The organism is Amnibacterium flavum (assembly GCF_003097495.1).
In the GTDB taxonomy this organism is placed as follows: domain Bacteria; phylum Actinomycetota; class Actinomycetes; order Actinomycetales; family Microbacteriaceae; genus Naasia; species Naasia flava.
Genome location: NZ_QEOP01000002.1, coordinates 1,353,412 through 1,373,476, shown reverse-complemented (window position 1 = coordinate 1,373,476; position 20,065 = coordinate 1,353,412). Strand labels below are relative to the sequence as shown.

Below are 20,065 nucleotides of genomic sequence, written 5' to 3'. Positions count from 1 at the left end.
ATGACGCCCGACGCGGCGATGGCGGGCTACCTGCGCCATGTCGCCGTCGAACGAGGTCTCGCGGACAACACCGTCTCGGCGTACCGCCGCGACCTGACCGGCTATGTCGCCTTCCTCGCCGCTCGGGGGATCGACGACATCACCGCGGTGCAGGTGCCCGACGTGACCGCCTACCTGCGCTCGATCGGCGAGGAGGGCAAGTCTCCGGCATCGGCCGGGCGGATGCTCTCGAGCGTGCGCGGGCTGCACCGGTTCCTCATCGACGACCGGATCGCGGTGACCGACCCGACCGCGGAGGTGTCGCCGCCCAAGCTCGCCATGCGACTGCCGAAGGCGCTGACGATCGATCAGGTCGCGGCGCTCCTCGCCGCGACTTCGGGCGACGATCCGGTCCGGCAGCGCGACCGTGCGCTGCTCGAACTCCTCTACGCGACGGGTGCGCGAATCAGCGAAGCGGTCGCGCTTGACGTCGACGACCTGGGGGAGCAGCGCAGCGTGCGACTCAACGGCAAGGGCGGCAAGCAGCGCATCGTCCCCGTCGGCAGCTACGCGATCACGGCGATCGAGGAGTACCTCGTCCGCGTGCGCCCCCGCTTCTCCTCAGAGGGGCGCTCCACCCCCGCCCTGTTCCTCGGACCGCGCGGGGCACGGATGTCCAGGCAAAGCGCCTGGCTGGCCATCCGCGCCGCGGCGGAGCGCGCGAAACTGGATGTTCAGCTCTCGCCTCACACGCTCCGGCACTCCTTCGCCACCCACCTGCTCGCCGGGGGCGCCGATGTGCGCGTCGTGCAGGAGCTGCTCGGCCATGCATCTGTGGCCACGACGCAGCTCTACACACTCGTCACCATCGACACCCTGAGAGATGTCTATGCGGCGAGCCATCCACGGGCGAGGTGACGGCCACCTACACTGGTGGATCGGGGGACGGGCCGAACCTGGCCGCTTAGCTCAGAGGGACGTCGGGATGACGCACAGTCGCGAAAAAGTTGCAGAAGAAGGACCAGTCCTCGGCCCCACCGGGCGGCCGCGGCATGAGTTCCCCGAGCCTCCCGCGCTCACCGGGCACGGGCCTGCGCGCATCGTGTCGCTGTGCAACCAGAAGGGCGGCGTGGGCAAGACCACGACGACCATCAACCTCGGCGCTTCACTCGCCGAGTACGGCCGCAAGGTGCTCGTCATCGACTTCGACCCGCAGGGCGCGCTGTCGGCGGGTCTCGGAGCCGACACCCACGAGGTCATCACGATCTACGACCTCCTCATCGGCACCGTCCGCGACCCGTTCGAGGCCGTCCAGCAGACCAGCATCCCCGGTCTCGACATCATCCCGGCGAACATCGACCTGTCCGCCGCCGAGGTGCATCTGGTCAACGAGGTCGCCCGCGAGCAGACGCTCGCCCGCGTCCTCCGCCGCATCTCCGACGCCTACGACGTCATCCTCATCGACTGCCAGCCCTCGCTCGGTCTGCTGACCGTCAACGCGCTGTCGGCCAGTCACGGCGTCCTCATCCCGCTCGAGTGCGAATTCTTCTCCCTCCGCGGCGTGGCCCTGCTCGTCGAGACCATCGAGAAGGTCCAGGACCGGCTCAATCCCGCGATCCAGCTCGACGGGATCCTCCCGACGATGTTCGACGCCCGCACCCTGCACGCGCGCGAGGTGCTCGAGCGCGTGGTCGAGGCCTTCGACGACAAGGTCCTCGAGACGGTCATCGGCCGCACGATCAAGTTCCCCGACGCCTCCGTCGCCGGGGTGCCGATCATCCAGTTCGCGCCCGAGCACGCCGCGGCCAAGGCCTACCGTCAGCTGGCCCGAGAACTCATCTCACGTGGCGCTGTCGCCTGACGCGGTCCGCACGGTCGACGCTGCGCCGGCCGAGGGGTTCTCGGTCAGGGTCAGCGGTTTCGACGGACCCTTCGACCTCCTGCTCTCGCTGATCGCGAAGCACGAGCTCGACATCACCGAGATCTCGCTGTCGACGATCACCGACGAGTTCCTCGGCTACCTGCACGGACTCGACACGGAACGCGAACTCGACGAGGCGAGCGAGTTCCTCGTCGTCGCGGCCACCCTGCTCGACCTGAAGATCGCCGGGCTCCTGCCTCAGGGCGAACTCGTCGACGCCGAGGACGTCGCTCTCCTCGAAGCGCGCGACCTGCTGTTCGCACGCCTGCTGCAGTACCGGGCGTTCAAAGAGGCGGCCGTGTGGCTCGCGTCCTCGCTGGAGCGGGAGAACTCGCGGCGGTACCGGGCGGTGAAGCTGGAGGAGCGGTTCCGCAAGCAGACCCCCGAGCTGGTCTGGTCGACGAGCCTCACGGAGTTCGCCGCCCTCGCCGCCCTCGCGCTCGCCCCGCGCGAGCTGCCGTCGGTCGGCCTCACCCACCTGCACGCCCCGAAGGTCAGCATCCGGGAGCAGGCGGCCACCGTCGTCGCCATGCTCCGTCACGGCGAACCGATGAGCTTCCGGCAGCTCGTCGCCGGAGCGGACACGGCCATCATCGTCGCCCGATTCCTGGCTCTGCTCGAGCTGTACCGCGGAGACTGCGTCGCGTTCGAGCAGATCGAGCCGCTCGGCGAGCTCACCCTGCGGTGGACGGCCTCGGACTGGAACGACGACCGCCTCGCCAACCTGGGGGCCGACTATGGCGACTGACGAGACCCGCCCCGAGTACGAGCTGTCCGAACGGGACTCGCGCGAACCCGTCGCCGTCCTCCTGGGCCTCGGAAGGCAGACGCCCCCGGACCCGGCGCCGCGGTCCGACGTCACCCCGCTCGACGGAGCGTCGCCCGCGGCCGGGCTTCCCCTCGATCGCGCGGTCGAGGCCATCCTGATGGTCGCCGACGAACCCCAGTCGCTCGTCAGCCTCGCATCGGCGCTCGACCGGCCGGTGGCCGTCGTGCGTCAAGCCATCGCACGACTGGTCGACGACTACGACGGAGTCGGCGGGGGAGTGCGCCGCGGCTTCGAGCTGCGCGAGGTCGGAGGAGGGTGGCGGGTGTACTCGCGCGCCGAGTTCGACACCGCGGTCCGCGACTTCGTCATCACCCAGAACCCGTCGAGACTCTCGCAGGCCGCGCTCGAGACCCTCGCGGTGATCGCCTACCGCCAGCCCATCAGCCGCGGTCAGATCGCGGCGATTCGAGCGGTCAGCGTCGACGGCGTCGTCCGAACACTGCTCGCACGCGGCCTCATCGCCGAGGTCTACACCGACAGCGAGACCGGGGCGATCCACTACGGCACGACGGAGCTCACGCTCGTCCAGCTCGGGATCAACTCGCTCGACGAACTTCCGCCGATCTCACCGCTCCTCCAGGGCGCAGACGGCATCGCAGAGGAGACCAGCAATGTCCGCTGACATCGAAATCGACGCCGCGTCCGGCAGCCCCGAGGGGGTGCGCCTGCAGAAGGTGCTCGCCGCCGCAGGTGTCGCATCGCGCCGGGTGTCCGAGGAACTCATCGAGGCCGGACGCGTCTCGGTCAACGGCAGGATCGTCACCGAGCTCGGCAGCCGGGTCGACCCCGAGCACGACCACGTCTCGGTCGACGGCACCGCCGTGCAGCTCGACGTGACCAAGCGCTACGTCATGCTCAACAAGCCGACCGGAGTAGTCAGCTCGCTGCGCGACGAGCAGGGTCGGCCCGACCTGCGCCGCTGGACCGACGCATCGGAGGAACGGCTCTTCAACGTCGGCCGCCTCGACGCCGACACCTCCGGGCTGCTCCTGCTGACCAACGACGGCTCGCTCGCCCACGTCCTCGCCCACCCGTCGTTCGGCGTCACCAAGACCTACATCGCCCTGGTCCGTGGCAGAGTCGCCCCGCGCACGATCCAGCAGCTCGTCGCGGGCGTCGAACTCGACGACGGGGCCATCGCCGCCGACAAGGCGCGCCTGCTGCCCGAGTCGAAAGCCGGGGCCGGCAACAGCCTGGTCGAGCTGACTCTGCACTCGGGGCGCAATCGCATCGTGCGCCGCATGCTGGACTCGGTCGGTCATCCCGTCATCGAGCTGGTCCGCCGCAGCTTCGGTCCCCTCCAGCTCGGTGCGCTACCCATCGGCGAGACCCGGCACCTCAGTAAGGTGGAGCTCGGCCAGCTGCTGACCCTGTCGCGGTCGACCGACGACCCCGATGGAGACGAGAAGTGACAGAAGGCCGCCTCGACGAGCGCGTGCGCATCGTCGGATCCGGACTGCTGGGCGCGAGCATCGGCCTGGGACTCACCCAGCGCGGTGTCGATGTCGTCATCGACGACGTGTCCCCGTCCGCGCGACGCCTGGCCGTGGACTACGGGGCGGGACGCGAGGCCGGAGCCGATGACGAGCCGGGGCTCATCGTCGTCTGCGTACCTCCCGATGTGACCGCTGCCGTCGTCGCCGCAGAGCTCGAGGCCCATCCCGCCGCCCTCGTGACCGATGTCGCCAGCGTCAAGCTCGCGCCTCTGCGCGAGCTGGAGGCTCGCGGGGCGGACCTGTCCCGTTACCTCGGCACCCACCCGATGGCGGGCCGCGAGGTGTCCGGGGCCGCTGCGGCGCGCGCGGACCTGTTCCTCGGTCGACCGTGGGTCGTCGCAGGACACGACGGCATCAGCTACCGCCGCGCCGCCGCGATCGAGGACATGATCCTCGACCTCGGCGCCGTCCCGATCGAGATGTCGCCCGAGGAGCATGATCAGAGCGTCGCCCTCGTCAGTCACGTGCCGCAGGTGCTCTCCTCGCTGCTCGCCGCTCGGCTCACCGAGGGCACGGAGGCGTCGCTCGCTCTCGCCGGTCAGGGCGTCCGCGACATGACGCGGATCGCGTCGAGCGACCCCGGTCTGTGGCTCCAGATCCTCGGCGCGAACTCGCTTCCCGTCGCGGGAGTGCTGACCGCGCTCCGGGACGACCTCGACGGGGTCATCGACGCTCTGGCCCGACTCGACACCGAATCGTCGGCGGGAGCACGTCGCGAGATCGTCGACGCCCTCGTCGCCGGCAACGCCGGTGTCTCGCGTCTCCCGGGCAAGCACGGGCGGGACGCGCGTTACGCTCAGCTCGTCGTGCTCATCGACGACAGTCCGGGCCAGCTCGCACGCCTCCTCTCCGAGATCGGCGAGCTGGGCGTCAACCTCGAGGACATGCGCCTCGAGCACTCGCCCGGCGCGCCGATCGGCATCGTCGAGGTGTCGGTTCTCCCCGACGCGGTCGGCGAGCTCGAGCGCGACCTGACCGAACGCGGCTGGAGGATCGCCGGATGACCGACTGGACGAGAACCGTCGTCGCCGTCGACGGCCCCGCCGGCAGCGGAAAGTCGAGCGTGAGCCGTGCCGCGGCGCGCGAGCTCGGGTTCGCGTTCCTCGACACCGGTGCCGCCTACCGTGCACTGGCCTGGCTCGCGCTCGAGCGCGCTGTCGATCTCGACGACGCGGATGCCGTGTTCGGCCTGCTCGCCGACTGGGACTACCGCATCTCCACCGATCCCGACGACGTCCGGGTGTGGGTCGCCGGCACCGAGGTGACGCAGGCGATCCGAGAGACCCGCGTCAGCTCGGTGGTCAGCTCGGTGGCGCGGGTGCCCGCGGTGCGCGAGGCACTGGGCCGGCACTTCCGTCTCACACTCGACGAACCCGGAGCGCCCGGTGTGATCGCCGAGGGGCGGGACATCACCACCGTCGTCGCGCCCGATGCCAGCGTCCGCGTTCTCCTCACCGCGAGCGAAAGCGTCCGGCTCGCGCGACGGGCCGGGGAGCTCGGATCCGTCACTCGCGAGGAGCTCGCGCGTCAGGTCACCGAGCGGGACCGGCGCGACTCCCAGGTGGTCGACTTCATGACCGCCGCCGACGGAGTCACCACTCTCGACTCGTCAGAACTCGATTTCGATCAGACAGTCCGCGCCCTCGTCACGATTGTCAAGGCCCCGCGGAATTGAGCTTCTCTTCTCCCTGAAACGGGCGCCCTCGCTTATTCTGAGGGGGACGAGAGAGAGCGCTGATGCCACTGTCTTTTGCCACCAACGGCATGATGTACGGGCGGTACCGTCTCATCGAACGAATCGGTGCCGGCGGCATGGCGACGGTGTGGCGAGCCAGTGACGAAGCGCTCGACCGCGAGGTGGCCGTCAAGGTGTTCACCGCGACGGCGACGACGCCCGAAGCGATCAGGCTGCAGGAGCGCGAGGCGCGCACCGCGGCGGGGCACACCCATCACGGCCTCGTGACTCTGCTCGACGCCGGAGTCGACCAGAGCGAGGAGCACGGCGACCGCATCTTCCTCGTGATGGAGCTCATCGACGGGTTCGATCTGAAGGTCTACCTCGAGAACAATCCCCTCACCGCCCGCGACATCGCCTACATCGGCCACGATGTCGCCGAGGCGCTCGAGTACCTGCACCATCACGACATCGTCCACCGCGACATCAAGCCGGCGAACATCATGCTCTCCGGCTTCCGGGGCGGCGGCACCCGGCCTCGCGCGAAGCTGACCGACTTCGGCATCGCCCTTCCGACCGACCGGATCACCCCGGCCGAGGGAACCACCACGGGCACTGCGGCGTATCTCAGCCCCGAGCAGGCGAATCTCGACCTCGTCGGGCCTCCGACCGATATCTACGCTCTCGGACTGGTGCTGCTCGAATGCTTCACGCGGCAGATCGCCTTCCCGGGAGACGCCGTCCAGTCGGCGCTGAGCCGGCTCATGCGCGACCCCGAGATCCCCGAGACCCTCGACCCCGAGTGGCGTGTCCTGCTCAAGGCCATGACCGCCCGCGAGCCGAAGGCGCGCCCCACCGCGACCGAGGCGATGCTGTCGCTGCGTGATCTGGTGATCTCCAACATCGGCCGTCGCCGCACGGACGAGGACGGCGACACCGTTGTGCCGTTCAACGAGGCGTCCCGGATCGCGGCCGTCCGGCGGCTCGCCGTCCTCGACACCGAGCCCGAGGACGAGCTCGACCGCATCACCTCGATCGCCGCCCGCGCATTGAAGGCCCCGGTGGCGCTGATCAGCATCGTCGACAGCGACCGCATCTGGTTCAAATCCCGGCACGGGGTGACGTTCGACCAGATCGCCCGCGACCCCGGACTCTCCGCGTCCGCCGTCCTCCGGCAGGAGCCCTGGATCATCGAGGACGCCGCGAAGGATCCGCGCTCGAGCGAGAACCCGCTCGTCATGGGCGACTTCGGACTCCGCTTCTACGCGGGCGTGCCCCTGACCACCACCGACGGTTACAGCATCGGCACCCTGTGCGTGCTCGGCTTCGAGCCCCGCAGCGTCAGCGATGACGACATCGCGACACTCGTCGACCTCGCAGCCATGGCGATCACCCGCATCGAGGGTTCCGCGAGCGCACTGGGCCGGTCGTCGACCGGCCTCTCCTGACGGCCGCAGACGGGGCCGACTCGGGCTCCCGGGCTCGGGTAGGGCAGACTGGGGGGCATCATGGCAGAAGACGACCGCGAGTTCACACCCGAGGGTGAGGACGATCTTGAAGGTCGTCTCGCTCAGATCGACGAAGAGGCAGCCAGCCAGCGCGCCTCCTCCCTCCGAGCAGGGCTCGGTGACTACGAGCTCGATGACGACGACCTCGATCTCCTCGACCTCTCGATCGACGACCCCGACGAGATCCGCTACCTGCCCGCACTGCCGGTCCTCGCGATCGTCGGTCGGCCCAACGTCGGCAAGTCCGCTCTCGTCAACCGCATCCTCGGCCGCCGCGAGGCCGTCGTCGAAGACGTCCCCGGTGTCACGCGCGACCGCGTGTCCTACCGCAGCGAGTGGAACGGCCGCTTCTTCACCATCGTCGACACCGGCGGGTGGGAGCCCGACGCGAAGGGCATCGACGCGTCCGTCGCCGCGCAGGCCGAGGTCGCCGTCGACCTGGCCGACGCCGTCCTGTTCGTCGTCGACGCCGTCGTCGGCGCCACGTCGACCGATGAGCGGGTCGTGCGCATGCTCCGTCAGAGCGGGCGTCCCGTCCTCCTCGCGGCGAACAAGGTCGACGACGTCATCCAGGAGCCCCTCGCCGCCGAGCTGTGGTCACTGGGTTTGGGCGAGCCGCACGCGGTGTCCGCACTGCACGGCCGCGGTGTGGCCGACCTGCTCGACACCGTGATGAACGTGCTGCCCGAGGTCTCGGCCGTCGCCAAGGAAGAGGTCGGCGGCCCGCGCCGGGTCGCACTCCTCGGCCGCCCGAACGTCGGCAAGTCCAGCCTCCTCAACCGGGCAGCGGGCGAGGAGCGCGTCGTCGTCAACGCGATGGCGGGCACGACCCGCGACCCCGTCGACGAGCAGATCGAGCTCGCCGGCAAGGTGTGGCGATTCGTCGACACCGCGGGCATCCGGCGCCGGGTTCACATGGCTCAGGGCGCCGACTTCTACGCGTCTCTGCGCACCACGGCCGCCCTCGAGAAGGCCGAGGTCGCCGTCGTGCTGCTCGATGTGAGCGAGCCCATCAGCGAGCAGGACATCCGCATCATCGACCTGGTCCTCGAGTCCGGCCGCGCGCTCGTCCTCGCCTTCAACAAGTGGGATCTCCTCGACGACGATCGCCGCCGCTACCTCGAGCGCGAGATCGAGCAGGATCTCGCCCACGTGGCTTGGGCGCCCCGCGTCAACATCTCGGCCAAGACCGGTCGTCACCTCGAGCGGCTCGTGCCCGCCCTCGAGACCGCACTCGCCAGCTGGGACAAGCGCATCGGAACGGGCAAGTTCAACGCCTTCCTCGCCGAGCTCGTCGCAGCGCACCCGCACCCCGTGCGCGGTGGCCGTCAGCCCCGCATCCTGTTCGGCACCCAGGCGGCCACCCGTCCGCCGACCTTCGTGCTCTTCACGACCGGCTTCCTGGATCCCGGTTACCGGCGCTACATCCAGCGCCGTCTGCGTGAGATCTACGGCTTCGCGGGCACCCCGATCGTGCTCAACATGCGAGTGCGCGAGCGTCGCAAGAAATGACCGACGACGGCACCGCCGACCCCGACGTCGCGGCGGAGTACCTCACCGCGGAGCTCGAGCCCGTCGAGCTCAGTGGTGTCCGTTCGCTGATGTCGGTGGTGACGGCGCTGGTGACCGGGCCTGGTTCCGAGGATCCGACTCCGTACGACCTCGTGGTGCGCCGGATCGACTCGGGCGCCGAGATCATCCGCACGCGCGCCGACGTCGGCGACCCGTCGGTGCTCCTCGGGCAGGTACAGCTCGATCTCGAGACGAAGACGGTAGCGGAGTTCGTCGCCGAGTGGCGTCTGCCGGAGGATCACTCCGCCTGACGACGAGAAGGGCCCCGAGACCGCAGGTCTCGGGGCCCTTCGTCGTTGCGGCGACGGCTCAGCCGCGGAGCGCCTCGAGCAGCTTCACGCGTGCGCCCGTGCGCAGGAGCGAGTTCGAGTAGATCTTCGACCCGAGCAGGACGACCAGCACCGTCGTGGCGATGACCATGAGGAGCGACAGCAACGGCTCCCACCATTCAGCGGTGCCGAGGAAGATCCGCATCGGCATCCCGATCGGCGCGGAGAACGGTACGTACGACATGATCGTCAGCACCAGGTCGTTGTCATAGAAGAAGATGATCAGGAAGTACGGGATCATCACGAGCATCAGCACCGGGCTCGTCACCGACCCGATGTCCTCCTGGCGGGAGACGAGCGCCGCAGCGGTCGCGTACATCGCCGCGATGAGCACGAATCCGACGGCGAAGAACACCACGAACCAGATGATCGAGGGGCCGAGCAGGTTGACGACGTCGTCCTGGCCGGTGACGAGCAGGCCCACGATGGCCAGGACCGCGATCAGCAGTATCTGCCCGAACGCGAGGATCGTGTTGCCGACCACCTTGCCGGCGAGCAGTGCGCGGGCCGAGATCGCCGACATGAGGATCTCGACGATGCGGGTCTGCTTCTCCTCGACGACGCTCTGAGCGATGGTCGTGCCGAACACGGTCGCCGCCATGAAGAAGACCACACCGAAGGCGATGGCGACGATGTAGGCGAGGAAGCCGTTCGTCGAGGTGTCGCCGATGAGGGTGACCTCGGGGGTGACGCTGAGGAGCTGCACCAGCTCGGTCGGCACGTCGTCGAGTCCGACGAGTTCGATGCCGGAGGGGCCGTCGCCGGGCAGGATGGCCGCGTCGACCTCACCGTCCCTGACGAGCTGTTCGGCCTCGTCGGCGCTGGTCGCCTTCAGCCCGTCCGACTGGCCGTATCGAGCGGTCTCCGCAACCGTGGCGACGGGGATGGTCGAGTCGCCGGCCGCCCCGCTGAAGACGCTTCCCGCGACGATGGAGCCGAGAACGGCGAGCAGCAGGATGGCGGACGAGATGAGGAACGCCTTGCTGCGCAGACGCATCCGCACCTCGCGTTCCGCGACGAGGGCGACGCTCTGCGCGAAGCTGTTGGGCGAGCTGGTGGTGCTCATCGGACTACCTCCTTGAAGATCTCGGTGAGAGAGGGTCTGCGGGGCCCGAAGCTCACGACGGTTCCGTTCTGCATCGCCCGCTGCAGCACGTGCTGGGCAGCGTCGTCGGTGTCCGCCTGGAAGAGCGCGTAACCGCTGTCGAAGTCGACGACCGTGATGCCGGGCATGTCGCGCACCCAGGCCGCATCGCCCGCGACGAGGAGCTCGAACTGGTTGCCGGAGTTGTCGGCCTGGAGCTTCTCACGAGACCCGCTCGCCCTCACTGTTCCGTCCGCGATGACGACGACGTCGTCGCAGAGCCGCTCGACCACGTCGAGCTGATGCGAGGAGAACAGGACGGGGGCGCCTCGCCGGGCGACATCCTGGAGAACACCGAGCACGGTCTCGACGGCCATCGGGTCGAGTCCCGAGAACGGCTCGTCGAGGATCAGCACCTCGGGGCCGTGGACGAGGGCTGCAGCGATCTGGGCGCGCTGCTGGTTCCCGAGGGAGAGGCTCTCCACCGTGTCTCCGGCGCGCTCGGCGAGGCCGAGCTGGTCGAGCAGGGTCGTCGCGTTCGCGTTCGCATCCTTCTGTCCGACCCCGTGCAGACGGGCGAGGTAGACGAGCTGCTCGTGGACTTTCATCTTCGCGTAGAGGCCCCGCTCCTCGGGCATGTAGCCGAAGCGGCGACGGTCGGTGGGACCGAGCTTCGATCCGCCGAGGCTGACGCTGCCGGAGTCGGCGGACAGCACCCCGAGGATGATGCGCATCGTGGTCGTCTTGCCGGCCCCGTTCCCGCCGACGAATCCGGTGAGTCGACCGTCGCCGACCTCGAACGACACGTCGTCGAGGGCGGTTCGGGTGCCGAACCTCTTGGTCACTCCGTCGATCTGAAGCATGGTGTTCCTTCCGTCCTGGCCAACGCTAGGGACGCGCGCCACCGGGCGCTATCCGCCGTGGGGAGGGCAGCGGCCGACACCCCTCCGCCGCACGGGGGAGCCCTTCACCTCGCTCCGCTCAGTGGGCGGGCAACCTCGGAGGTCGAGCAGCGCGCAGCGCGTATCAAGACCAGCAGACAGGCTCAGGCCCCCGGGACCGCGATCCCGTGCTCGTACGCGAACACGACAGCCTGGATTCGGTCGCGCAGCCCGAGCTTGAGCAGCACCTTCGACACGTGCGTCTTGACAGTCGCCTCGCCGAGGTACAGCTCACGGGCGATCTCGGCATTGCTGAGGCCCCGCGCCACGAGTCCGAGCACCTCCCGCTCACGATCGGTGAGCTGTTCGGCCGCAGCGCTGGGCTCGACCGTGGTGCGCTCGGTGAAGTGCTCGATGACCCGGCGCGTCACGTCGGGGCTGAGCAGTGCGTCACCGCGGGCGACGACCTGGACCGCTTCGACGAGCCTCTCGGGCGAGCTGTTCTTCAGCAGGAACCCGCTGGCGCCGTGCTGGAGCGCTTCGAACAGGTAGTCGTCGCGATTGAAGGTGGTGAGCATGAGGATCGCCGGCGGATGGGGGAGAGCGGCGATATGGCGGGCGGCGGTGAGACCGTCCATCCCGGGCATCTGCACGTCGAGGCAGATGACGTCGGGCGCGAGAGACATGGTCAGGTCGATGGCCGCCTGCCCGTCGTCGCCTTCGCCGACGACGACGATCCCGGGTTCGCTCTCGAGGATCGCGCGGATGCCTCCGCGGAGGAGGGCCTGATCGTCGACCAGCAGCACACGGATGTCGCTCATACGGCACCGGCGGGAACGGAGGCTCGGACGAGATACCCGCCGCGCGATCGCGGTCCGAGTTCGAGGGTGCCGCCCACGGCGGCGAGGCGTTCGCGCATGCCGATGTGCCCGAGGCCGGCTCCGGGCGCGCGCCCGGGAGCGGCTTTGCCGCCCGAATCGGTGACCTCGAGTTCTACGGCCGTGTCGAGGTATCGCACGCGGACGTCGACCGAGGCCGTCGGGCCGGCATGCTTGAGCGTGTTGGTGATCGCCTCCTGAGCGACCCGGTACAGCGTGAAACCGGTGGTGGGGGAGACGGGTCTGGGGTCGCCGACGGTGCTGAGCGTGGCGGAGAGCCCCGAGTCGCGGGCTTCGGCGACCAGGTCTCCGAGCTGGTCGAGGCCCCGCGTGCTCGGGCCGTCACCGGGGGAGACGGGGGTCTGGTCATCGCGGAGTGTGCCCAGCATGCGGTGCAGTTCCTCGACCCCCGCGCGCGCACTGGCCTCGATCGCGGTGAGGGAGTCCGCGGCGCGGTCGGGCTGCGTCTCGAGCATCCGCCGTGCCGCACCTGCCTGCACGCCCATCACGGAGACGTGGTGTGCGACGACGTCGTGCAGTTCTCGGGCGATCCGGAGTCGTTCGATGGCGACGGCCTGGGAGGCCGTCCGCTCCCGCTCGGCGGCCAGTTCCGCGGTGCGCTCTTCGAGCGCGACGCGCGCACGGGCCGATGCCCACGCCCGGTCGCCGAAGTAGTAGGCGCCGCCGAAGTAGAGGAGGTTGTTGAGGATCGTGATGAGCCCGATGGCGATGAACGGCGAGAGCGCGTCCTCGCCCGGCACTGCGGCGGCTTGGGCCTGCCTGCTCTGATCGACGAGGGCGAAGAAGAGCCAGATGAACATGCCGAGGATCACGACGGCGCGGATCAGTGTGCCGCGCCGACGGTGCCGAGCCCAGGCGCCGACGGTGTACAGGGCGATGAACAGGGAGATGTTGCTGAACAGCACCTCGGGCACTTTGAGGAGCTGGGTGGCGACGAAGACCACGGCGCTGACGAGCAGGACCGCTTCGGGCCAGCGTCGCCGCCAGATGAGGACGAGGCTCTGCGTCCCGACGCACAGGAGGCTGAGCCAGAGGGGTGCGGGGTCTTGGTAGAAGCCCGCGGCTTCGTACATGAAGAAGGCGGAGAGGGCGAGGGCCAGGATGACGACGGCGAGGATGGCGTCGGCACGGTATCCGCGTCGATCGGGGGTCGGTCGCCGCCAGTCGTCGCTCAACGCGTCGGGCGGCGTGGCGGTCATCTCTTCACGGTAGCGAACTCAGGTCTCGGGGCGCCTCCGTCGCGAGGGGGAGACCGGCGGAAAGTTGACCCGAATCCCGGCTCGGATGAGGGAGTTCGGTTCGTGGAATGCTTTCAGCCGCGGGTGCGTTACTACTTGCATGGCTACTACGACTTTGACCAAGGAGACGCACGACGACACCGTCGCCGACGGCATCGTGCTGATCGACTTCTGGGCCGACTGGTGCGGCCCGTGCAAGCAGTTCGGCCCCATCTTCGAGAAGGCCAGCGAGGCCAACCCTGAGATCACGTTCGCGAAAGTGGACACCGACGCCGAGCAGGAGCTCTCGGCTGAATACGGCATCCGCTCCATCCCCACGCTCGTCGTCTACCGCGACGGCATCCCGATCTTCGGCCAGCCGGGCGCTCTGCCCGGCGCCGCACTGGATGACCTCATCGAGCAGGTGAAGTCGCTCGACATGGACGACGTCCGTGCCAAGTACGAGGCCGCGAAGGCAGCTCAGGCCGCCGGAGTCGACTCGACCCAGGCCTGACCGACGTCACGAAGACGACCCCGACGCCACGGCGCCGGGGTCGCCCTCGTTAACGGCCCGCCGCCTGTTGAGCCCGTCGAAACGAAGCCACCCGCCGCCGCCCGTTGAGCGCAGCGAAACGAAGGCACCCACCGCCGCCCGTTGAACGCAGCGAAACGCAGGCACCCGTCAGCCCGCGCCCGTTGAGCCCGTCGAATCGAAGCCACCCGCCACCACCCGTCGCCCGTTGAGCCCGTCGAAACGAAGCCACCCACCGGCCCCCGCCCGTTCAGCCCGTCGAAACGAACGCCTCGAGCCGCCGGACCTCAGCTCACTGGCCTTCGGTGCTCCCATCGGTGGCCGCGCCACCGTCTGTCGCCGCCCCATCATCTGTGGCCGCCCCATCATCCGCGGTGTCTCCGGCGAAGAGCGACGAGATGAACGTGATGAAGGCGTCGGCGTCGTCGAGCGCCCCGGTGTACTGGGTGCCGTTCACCGCGATGTAGGGCACCGTCGCCGATCCGGCCAGGGGTCCGGCGAGCGCGCGGTCGGTGGCCGCGGCGGCCCAGTGCCCGAATCTGCCGTCGGTGATGCAGGTCTCCAGGTCGGTGTTCGTGACCCCGGCATCGCTGAGGATCCCGGCGATGTCCTTATTGCTGCGGTCGTCCCCGCCGGGCGGTATCGACGCGAGCATCGCCGAGTTCGCGACGAGGAACTGGTCGGGGTCGTATTGGGCGACGCACCCCATGGCGGCGGCGGCGCGCATCGAATAGTCATCGCCCTTCGCTCCGATGGGATGGACGGTGAGCGTCGCGTATCCGCCCGTCACGACGCTGGTGAGCTGTTCGGCGTTGGTGGAGTCGAAGGTGGCGCAGTCGGCGCAGGTGTAGTCGACGTACATGACGATGTCGGCGATCTTCGTCTCGTCCGAGGTGGGGTCGGCGGTCGGCTGGTCGTCGGGCTGCAGAGCCGCAGTGGTGGTAGCGGTGAGTGCGCTGGTGTCGCCGGTGAAGTGGATACCGTCGCTGGCCATGTTCTCGGGACCCACCCATCCGGCCCGCACGGTGACGACGGCGATCAGCGCGATGATCGCGACGGCGGCGACGAGGGAGACGATGAGGGCGGAGCGTCCGGCGATCTTGCGACGGCGCCGCGCCTTGGCCTGCTCTTCTCGGAGCCACCGGTTGTATTCGCGCTCGTAGACGCGTCGCTCTTTCTTGGGGAGGGACGCGAAGTCGTCGGGGAAGAAGTCGTTGTCGCGTTTCGCCATAGCGTCGATCAGTGAAGACCCGTTTTCCGCGTGCGGGGTTGGGGGAACGTAAGAGTCGGCTATGGGTGCCGCCGGTTTCGTGCAGATTACGTTCGGGGCGTCGAGCGCCGTCGGCGGGTGGTGCGGGTTCTAGGGTGGCGCATGGCCCCAGTTCACGGAACCACCATCGCCGTCGTCGGTCCGGAAGCGCAGCATGTGCTGTCGTCGCTTGATCGGTTCGCCGGTGTGGATGCGATGGCGTTGGCCGATGCGGACAGCGAGACCGCGGCGAAGCTGATCGCGACATCGGATGCGACCTATGTGGTGCACGATGTCGATCCGTTGCGGCATGTGGCGGCTGCGTGGGTGGAGTTCTTCGACGACCAGTCGACGGCCGAGGTCCTGGATCTCGAGGTCGAGGCGGCGGTGTCTCGTCTCGTCTCGGGGGAGGCGTTCATGCCGGACTACTACGTGGTGATCGAGCCGGCGTCGCTGGAGGGGACGTGGCGGCATTGGTGGTTGGGTGCGTTGGCGCATCTGGCGCCGATGCGGGTGCTGCCGATGGAGGCGTCGGCGAGTTCGGTGCGAGGTCTGCTGCGTTCGCTGCCGACGAGTCGGCCGTGGCCGGCCCCGGATGCGTGGCTGCCGTCGCTGAAGTTCGCGGTCCCGGATGCGTGGCTGCCGTCGCTGAAGTTCGCGGTCCCGGACCATGTGGGGCTGAACCTGAGACTGTCAGCCTGACCTCCCGCCGATGTGGTGTCACGGGGAGCTCCGCGACACGGTAAAGTGGTTGATCGTGCCGTTCGACCAGGCATGGATTATCGGGATGTGGCGCAGCTTGGTAGCGCACTTGACTGGGGGTCAAGGGGTCGCAGGTTCAAATCCTGTCATCCCGACTGTATGAAAAAGGGCCGCCCCGGATACGGGTGGCCCTTTTTCATGCATGAGCGATTACGGGGGGGCCCCCGCCGCCGGTTCCGGCGCGCTGCGAAGCGGCGTGACGGCCGTGCGGTGGGGTGCATCCCGACTGATACGACGAAGGGCCGCCCGACAGGGCGGCCCTTCGTCGTCTCCCCGAGGTATTACAGCGGGGTGCATCCCGACAGCGAAGGCCCGGTAGGAGTGAGGTTCTACCGGGCCTTCGTCATTCCTGTATCGCGGTTCCGTCTCCGAGACCACTCCAATGCGCTCGTCGGGTCCTAGTAACGACTGCCCATGACGGGCAGTCTTGAACAAGGGCCGGCGGTTACGAGGATGCGACTCTGCGCGCGATAGGTGAGCTCATCGCGCTTGGGGAGCGGGAGGAGTTCGGGGTGACCTACACCCCGGACACCGGAGGTTGGACCGTCGGATACATGCGCGGCATGTCCGGCAGGGAGCTCCTGGTCGGGTACGACCTTGGGGAAACTGCACGTGGAGCCCTCCGTCCGCTCAGCGAGCTGGCTGCGCGCCACGCAGAGGCACGGCGTGCTCGCGAGGGCGACCAGTAGACACGTCTACTGGCCGGACGAGCCCCGACGACCGATGCGGGTTGGGCGGCAGAGATTGCAGCCGACAAGCTGGCGCGAGCCTCTCGCTAGTGTGATCGGCATGCAAACCCCACGGTGGCTGCACTGGCTTTCGGTGCTCTCGATCGTTGTTGGTGTCGGCTCGGGCGTCTTCGGTGGCGTGTTGCTGGCCCTCGCGGACGGCGAGACGTGGCGCATCGCGCTTGGCGCACTGCTCCTGGTCGGGGCGGTGGCGATGGTCGTGGGCGGAGCGATCCTGCTTCGAGAGTCGAAGCGCCTCTCGTACCGCTGACATCAGCGCGCAGCCCGTCGGACATGCTTGTCCGGCACGCGCCATGAAGGGCAATGGGAGTTGTTCCTTCTCTCAAGTGGGAGCGGTGCTCCCGGTGGACGTGGTTACCGCACAGACAGCTGCGTGATGTTGATGGGTCTTGCTCGTTCCTTTCGAGCGTCGATGAGTTGCTTGTTGGTCCGAGAGGGCGGCAGTAGCGTCTTGGGATGGACCCTGGGACGGAGAACTGGCCGCGATGGGCGCGGGCCTTGGCTTCGCCTGTCGCCACGGTCGTCGTCGATGTGCTGTTGGTGGCCTCGATGCTTCTCCTGGCCTTCACGTCGCCGTACGGTTGGATGCGCTTCGCATCGTGGTTTGTCGTGGTGCTGGTCATCGCTACTTCCGTGCTGCAGTTCGTGATATGGAGGCGAAAGCGGCGTGCTCATGCCGCCTCCGTCGCTCGCGAAGGCAAGATCTGAGCCGACGATGTCCCAGCCGCGACGCGAAGCGGCGGTCGGGGTAGCCAGTCGGGGCGCATCCCGATCGGCGGTTATGCCGGGACTTTGTCGGCGAGGATGTCGATCCGTTCGATCTGCGGCGAGCTGAAGAGCACACCGGTGTTCGCGCCGAGCGCCTGGCCGACTCCGCCGGCGAGGTGGGCGTCGCGAGCTTCGTCGTCGGGGAACACGTCGTACACGCCGAACGTCGAGGGGCCGAACCGGATGGCGAACCACGCGATGGTGCCCGGCTCCTCCATGACGACCGACCGCGCGTTGATCAGGAAGTCCGCGAGTTGCTCCTCTTGACCTGGCAGTGCCTCGAGACGCACGAGAAGGGCTTTGGTCAGCATGGTTCCGCTCCTTCGCTCCGGGGGAGACGCTGTGACCTGACGGACACAAGGGGACGGCGCCCGAGAGCTTGTCTCCGCCTAGGCTTCACGGCCGCGCCGTTGCTGCGCATCCCGTGAACGGGTATTCCCCGGCGGGCAGCACCACCTCGAGCTAGTACCTTGCGGGCAGGCGGCGCTGCAGGGCCCGCACGGTCAGCTCGACTCGAGAGTGGATGTCGAGCTTCAGGTAGATGTGCTTGAGGTGCGCGTCTACGGTATGGCGGGAGACGTAGAGGTCTCCGGCGACTTCGCGGTTCGATATGCCCTGGGCGACGAGCGAGATCACCCGCAATTCGGCGTCGGTGAGCGACGCCCACCTGCTGTCCGCTTCATCGGCGCCCTGGGTGTCCACCCTGACCAAAGGGGGCTGGATCGTCGCTGCAGCTCGGCCCGCCGACGCGTATTCGGCCGGCTCCATGTAGTGCGGATTATGGATCACCGTGCCGTCCAGCAACACTCTCGGGTGGGTGCGGAGGACTTCGATGAGCATCTCGGCGCCGAACTTCCTGAGGTCGTACAGGCAGATGAGGATGGCGGGCTCGTGCTCGACGATCTGGTTGAGAGAGGACTCGTATGCGAACAGGTCATCCCAGCCCGGAGGACCCGACAGCACCCAGGACATCTCGCCGGCGGCTCTGAGAAGACTGAAGTTCTCGGCGATAGCCGCATCTACGCTTCCGGAGAGGAAGCTCACCATGTCTTCGACGCTGAACTCTCCTGATCGCAGGTAGGCGTCCGACGAACGTTCGACGTCGAGCTGTGCGGATCGGCGCGAATAGTCGGAGCCCGACTGTCCCACGGCTCGGTCCCGGACAACCGCCGGGTCGACATCGTCGATCAGGCACAGACACTTGTCGCCCTGTCGCAGACCTTCCTCGAGGAAGGCGTACAACAAGCGGTCGCGTTCGGCCGGGCCCGAGTACAGCGCGCAGAAGTGAGTTCCTGAGCTGACTGCGCCGACGCCGGGAATCCCGAGGCTCAGAGCGTTCATAGTGGCCACCGTTCAGTGGATCCGAGGCGTGAAGAGTAGCACTGCGACCTCATCGCAACCGGTGGTCCGAACGCCCGATTCGTGCTCGGAGCCGCCGCGCGAGGACACGCGCAACCTCACGGAGGCGCTGGTCGATCGCCGCGCCGTTCTTGGCATCGCACTTGCCGTGCGCCCCAGCGTGGGATAGGAAGTATCTACGTCAGTAGGTACTTTCGCCAGGTCGGTGCTGTCCTCCCTTCGCTCTTCACTCACATGCGGCCGGGCCACGTGAGTGCGGATGCGGCGGCCGAGCACTACGCCCGGCGCCCGCTGAAGCGATGAGAGGACGAGAACGATGACCGCGAACGACCCGCAGCGGCGCCTGCGCGCCCTCATCATCACCGGCAACGACCATTTCCACCATCGCTGGCGAGCCGCCTCCGCGCGATTCCGCGAGATCCTCGAGGAGCGTCCGTACTTCGATGTGCGCGTGACAGAGGCGTTCGAGGGTGCGACCGCGGCGACTCTGGCGCCCTTCGACGTCGTCCTGCTGAACTACTTCGGCGCCGACGCCCCGGCAGGGGAGGAGCGCAGGTGGGGTGAGGACACCGAACGTGCGCTGTTCGAGTACGTTCGCAACGGCGGAGGCCTCGTCGTCTTGCACGGCTCCTTCTGGATGGGTGGCACGTGGGATTCCCACGCCGACGAGTTGCTCGAGCTCTTCGGCGGGGCCATGAGGTCGACGAGTCGTCGAGCGCCCGGCGAAGCCGTCGAGATCCACCTCACAGAGCCGGAGCATCCCATCACCCGCGGCCTGACGGTGGACTTCGTGTCGCCGGTCGATGACAAGTACGTCAACATGGCGTTACCGCCGGTGAACGACGTGACGGTGCTCGCGGACATCGCCGACCCGGCCGAGGCGTATCTCGAAGGGGCGTACTACGCGGTGAACGCCATGCCCGGACCGAAGATCTACGACATCGAGAGCGCGAGGGCCCTGCCGGGCACAGATCAACGGCATCCCGTCAGCTGGACCAAGGCCTACGGTGATGGACGCGTGTTCGCGCTCTCCTTCGGTCACGTCGGCGCATCGACGATCGGTGCCGCCCACCAGGGACACGCAGAAGGTCGCGACATCGGGCCGACGATGGACATCGCGACCCGGCTCCCGCACTACAAGACGATGCTCGTCAGAGGCGCGGAATGGGCGGCGACCGGCGAGGTCCGCGACGATCCCGTCGACGAGGTGCCGAAGCACGATTGAACCGTGGCTCGGGTCTCGCGATCCGCACTCG

The 20,065-nt window shown here is 68.3% G+C and carries 23 protein-coding genes and 1 tRNA gene; 17 read left to right on the top strand and 7 right to left on the bottom strand.

The window, feature by feature from the left end; genetic code table 11:
- From xerD to DDQ50_RS14150, 10 genes are all read left to right on the top strand, one after another.
- Positions 1–897: a site-specific tyrosine recombinase XerD gene (gene xerD / locus DDQ50_RS14195; RefSeq protein ID WP_116757333.1), complete on the top strand. Its 897-nt coding sequence runs from the start codon at positions 1–3 to the stop codon at positions 895–897.
- A 67-nt stretch (positions 898–964) separates the two neighbouring features.
- Positions 965–1,840, top strand: coding sequence for a ParA family protein (locus DDQ50_RS14190; protein WP_116757332.1), 876 nt, complete (start codon positions 965–967; stop codon positions 1,838–1,840).
- Complete coding sequence (locus tag DDQ50_RS14185; RefSeq protein ID WP_116757331.1) at positions 1,824–2,648, top strand: segregation and condensation protein A; 825 nt, start codon at positions 1,824–1,826, stop codon at positions 2,646–2,648. The genes DDQ50_RS14190 and DDQ50_RS14185 overlap by 17 nt, the downstream gene beginning before the upstream one ends.
- The gene (gene scpB / locus DDQ50_RS14180) at positions 2,638–3,351 is read left to right on the top strand and encodes an SMC-Scp complex subunit ScpB (RefSeq protein ID WP_116757330.1); all 714 of its coding nucleotides are present in this window, start codon (positions 2,638–2,640) and stop codon (positions 3,349–3,351) included. The genes DDQ50_RS14185 and scpB overlap by 11 nt, the downstream gene beginning before the upstream one ends.
- Positions 3,341–4,141, top strand: coding sequence for a pseudouridine synthase (locus DDQ50_RS14175; protein ID WP_116757329.1), 801 nt, complete (start codon positions 3,341–3,343; stop codon positions 4,139–4,141). Before scpB ends, DDQ50_RS14175 begins: the two co-directional genes overlap by 11 nt.
- On the top strand, positions 4,138–5,229 hold the full coding sequence (locus DDQ50_RS14170; protein ID WP_116757328.1) for a prephenate dehydrogenase: 1,092 nt from the start codon (positions 4,138–4,140) through the stop codon (positions 5,227–5,229). Before DDQ50_RS14175 ends, DDQ50_RS14170 begins: the two co-directional genes overlap by 4 nt.
- Complete coding sequence (cmk, locus tag DDQ50_RS14165) at positions 5,226–5,900, top strand: (d)CMP kinase (protein ID WP_116757327.1); 675 nt, start codon at positions 5,226–5,228, stop codon at positions 5,898–5,900. The genes DDQ50_RS14170 and cmk overlap by 4 nt, the downstream gene beginning before the upstream one ends.
- A 62-nt stretch (positions 5,901–5,962) precedes the next feature.
- Entirely contained in the window at positions 5,963–7,348 is a 1,386-nt protein-coding gene (locus DDQ50_RS14160) for a protein kinase domain-containing protein (protein WP_116757326.1), read from the top strand.
- A gap of 60 nt (positions 7,349–7,408) precedes the next feature.
- On the top strand, positions 7,409–8,920 hold the full coding sequence (der, locus tag DDQ50_RS14155; protein WP_116757325.1) for a ribosome biogenesis GTPase Der: 1,512 nt from the start codon (positions 7,409–7,411) through the stop codon (positions 8,918–8,920).
- Positions 8,917–9,231, top strand: coding sequence for a hypothetical protein (locus DDQ50_RS14150; RefSeq protein ID WP_116757324.1), 315 nt, complete (start codon positions 8,917–8,919; stop codon positions 9,229–9,231). The genes der and DDQ50_RS14150 overlap by 4 nt, the downstream gene beginning before the upstream one ends.
- A 58-nt stretch (positions 9,232–9,289) precedes the next feature.
- Here DDQ50_RS14150 and DDQ50_RS14145 read toward each other — a convergent pair whose 3' ends face one another.
- The 4 genes from DDQ50_RS14145 to DDQ50_RS14130 form a co-directional block, all read right to left on the bottom strand.
- Positions 9,290–10,375, bottom strand: a complete 1,086-nt coding sequence (locus DDQ50_RS14145; RefSeq protein ID WP_116757323.1) for an ABC transporter permease — start codon at positions 10,373–10,375, stop codon at positions 9,290–9,292.
- Positions 10,372–11,256: an ABC transporter ATP-binding protein gene (locus DDQ50_RS14140; RefSeq protein WP_116757322.1), complete on the bottom strand. Its 885-nt coding sequence runs from the start codon at positions 11,254–11,256 to the stop codon at positions 10,372–10,374. Before DDQ50_RS14140 ends, DDQ50_RS14145 begins: the two co-directional genes overlap by 4 nt.
- 182 nt (positions 11,257–11,438) lie before the next feature.
- Positions 11,439–12,095: a response regulator gene (locus tag DDQ50_RS14135; RefSeq protein WP_116757321.1), complete on the bottom strand. Its 657-nt coding sequence runs from the start codon at positions 12,093–12,095 to the stop codon at positions 11,439–11,441.
- Complete coding sequence (locus tag DDQ50_RS14130; RefSeq protein WP_116757320.1) at positions 12,092–13,372, bottom strand: sensor histidine kinase; 1,281 nt, start codon at positions 13,370–13,372, stop codon at positions 12,092–12,094. The genes DDQ50_RS14135 and DDQ50_RS14130 overlap by 4 nt, the downstream gene beginning before the upstream one ends.
- A 139-nt stretch (positions 13,373–13,511) precedes the next feature.
- Here DDQ50_RS14130 and trxA point away from each other — a divergent pair, with 139 nt between their 5' ends.
- On the top strand, positions 13,512–13,904 hold the full coding sequence (gene trxA / locus DDQ50_RS14125; RefSeq protein WP_116757319.1) for a thioredoxin: 393 nt from the start codon (positions 13,512–13,514) through the stop codon (positions 13,902–13,904).
- A 310-nt stretch (positions 13,905–14,214) separates the two neighbouring features.
- Here the strand turns inward: trxA and DDQ50_RS14120 are convergent, their stop codons facing one another.
- The gene (locus DDQ50_RS14120) at positions 14,215–15,153 is read right to left on the bottom strand and encodes a DsbA family protein (protein ID WP_116757318.1); all 939 of its coding nucleotides are present in this window, start codon (positions 15,151–15,153) and stop codon (positions 14,215–14,217) included.
- Positions 15,154–15,294: 141 nt separating this feature from the next.
- Here DDQ50_RS14120 and DDQ50_RS14115 point away from each other — a divergent pair, with 141 nt between their 5' ends.
- From DDQ50_RS14115 to DDQ50_RS14100, 5 genes are all read left to right on the top strand, one after another.
- On the top strand, positions 15,295–15,873 hold the full coding sequence (locus DDQ50_RS14115; protein WP_205663641.1) for a hypothetical protein: 579 nt from the start codon (positions 15,295–15,297) through the stop codon (positions 15,871–15,873).
- 81 nt (positions 15,874–15,954) lie between these two features.
- Positions 15,955–16,028 (top strand) — tRNA-Pro (locus tag DDQ50_RS14110).
- Between the two features lie 417 nt (positions 16,029–16,445).
- Positions 16,446–16,622, top strand: a complete 177-nt coding sequence (locus DDQ50_RS17340) for a hypothetical protein (RefSeq protein WP_165829830.1) — start codon at positions 16,446–16,448, stop codon at positions 16,620–16,622.
- A 100-nt stretch (positions 16,623–16,722) separates the two neighbouring features.
- Positions 16,723–16,932 carry a hypothetical protein gene (locus DDQ50_RS14105; protein WP_133245980.1) on the top strand — a complete coding sequence of 70 codons (210 nt, stop codon included), beginning with the start codon at positions 16,723–16,725 and terminating at the stop codon, positions 16,930–16,932.
- A 206-nt stretch (positions 16,933–17,138) separates the two neighbouring features.
- Positions 17,139–17,390 (top strand): hypothetical protein, encoded by a 252-nt coding sequence (locus tag DDQ50_RS14100; protein ID WP_116757316.1) that lies wholly within the window; start codon positions 17,139–17,141, stop codon positions 17,388–17,390.
- Positions 17,391–17,461: 71 nt separating this feature from the next.
- Here the strand turns inward: DDQ50_RS14100 and DDQ50_RS14095 are convergent, their stop codons facing one another.
- Complete coding sequence (locus tag DDQ50_RS14095) at positions 17,462–17,761, bottom strand: putative quinol monooxygenase (protein ID WP_116757315.1); 300 nt, start codon at positions 17,759–17,761, stop codon at positions 17,462–17,464.
- Positions 17,762–17,912: 151 nt separating this feature from the next.
- The gene (locus tag DDQ50_RS14090) at positions 17,913–18,791 is read right to left on the bottom strand and encodes an MEDS domain-containing protein (RefSeq protein ID WP_116757314.1); all 879 of its coding nucleotides are present in this window, start codon (positions 18,789–18,791) and stop codon (positions 17,913–17,915) included.
- A 334-nt stretch (positions 18,792–19,125) separates the two neighbouring features.
- Between DDQ50_RS14090 and DDQ50_RS14085 the strand changes: the two genes are divergently transcribed.
- Positions 19,126–20,034 carry a ThuA domain-containing protein gene (locus DDQ50_RS14085; protein ID WP_116757313.1) on the top strand — a complete coding sequence of 303 codons (909 nt, stop codon included), beginning with the start codon at positions 19,126–19,128 and terminating at the stop codon, positions 20,032–20,034.
- Positions 20,035–20,065 lie beyond the last annotated feature (31 nt).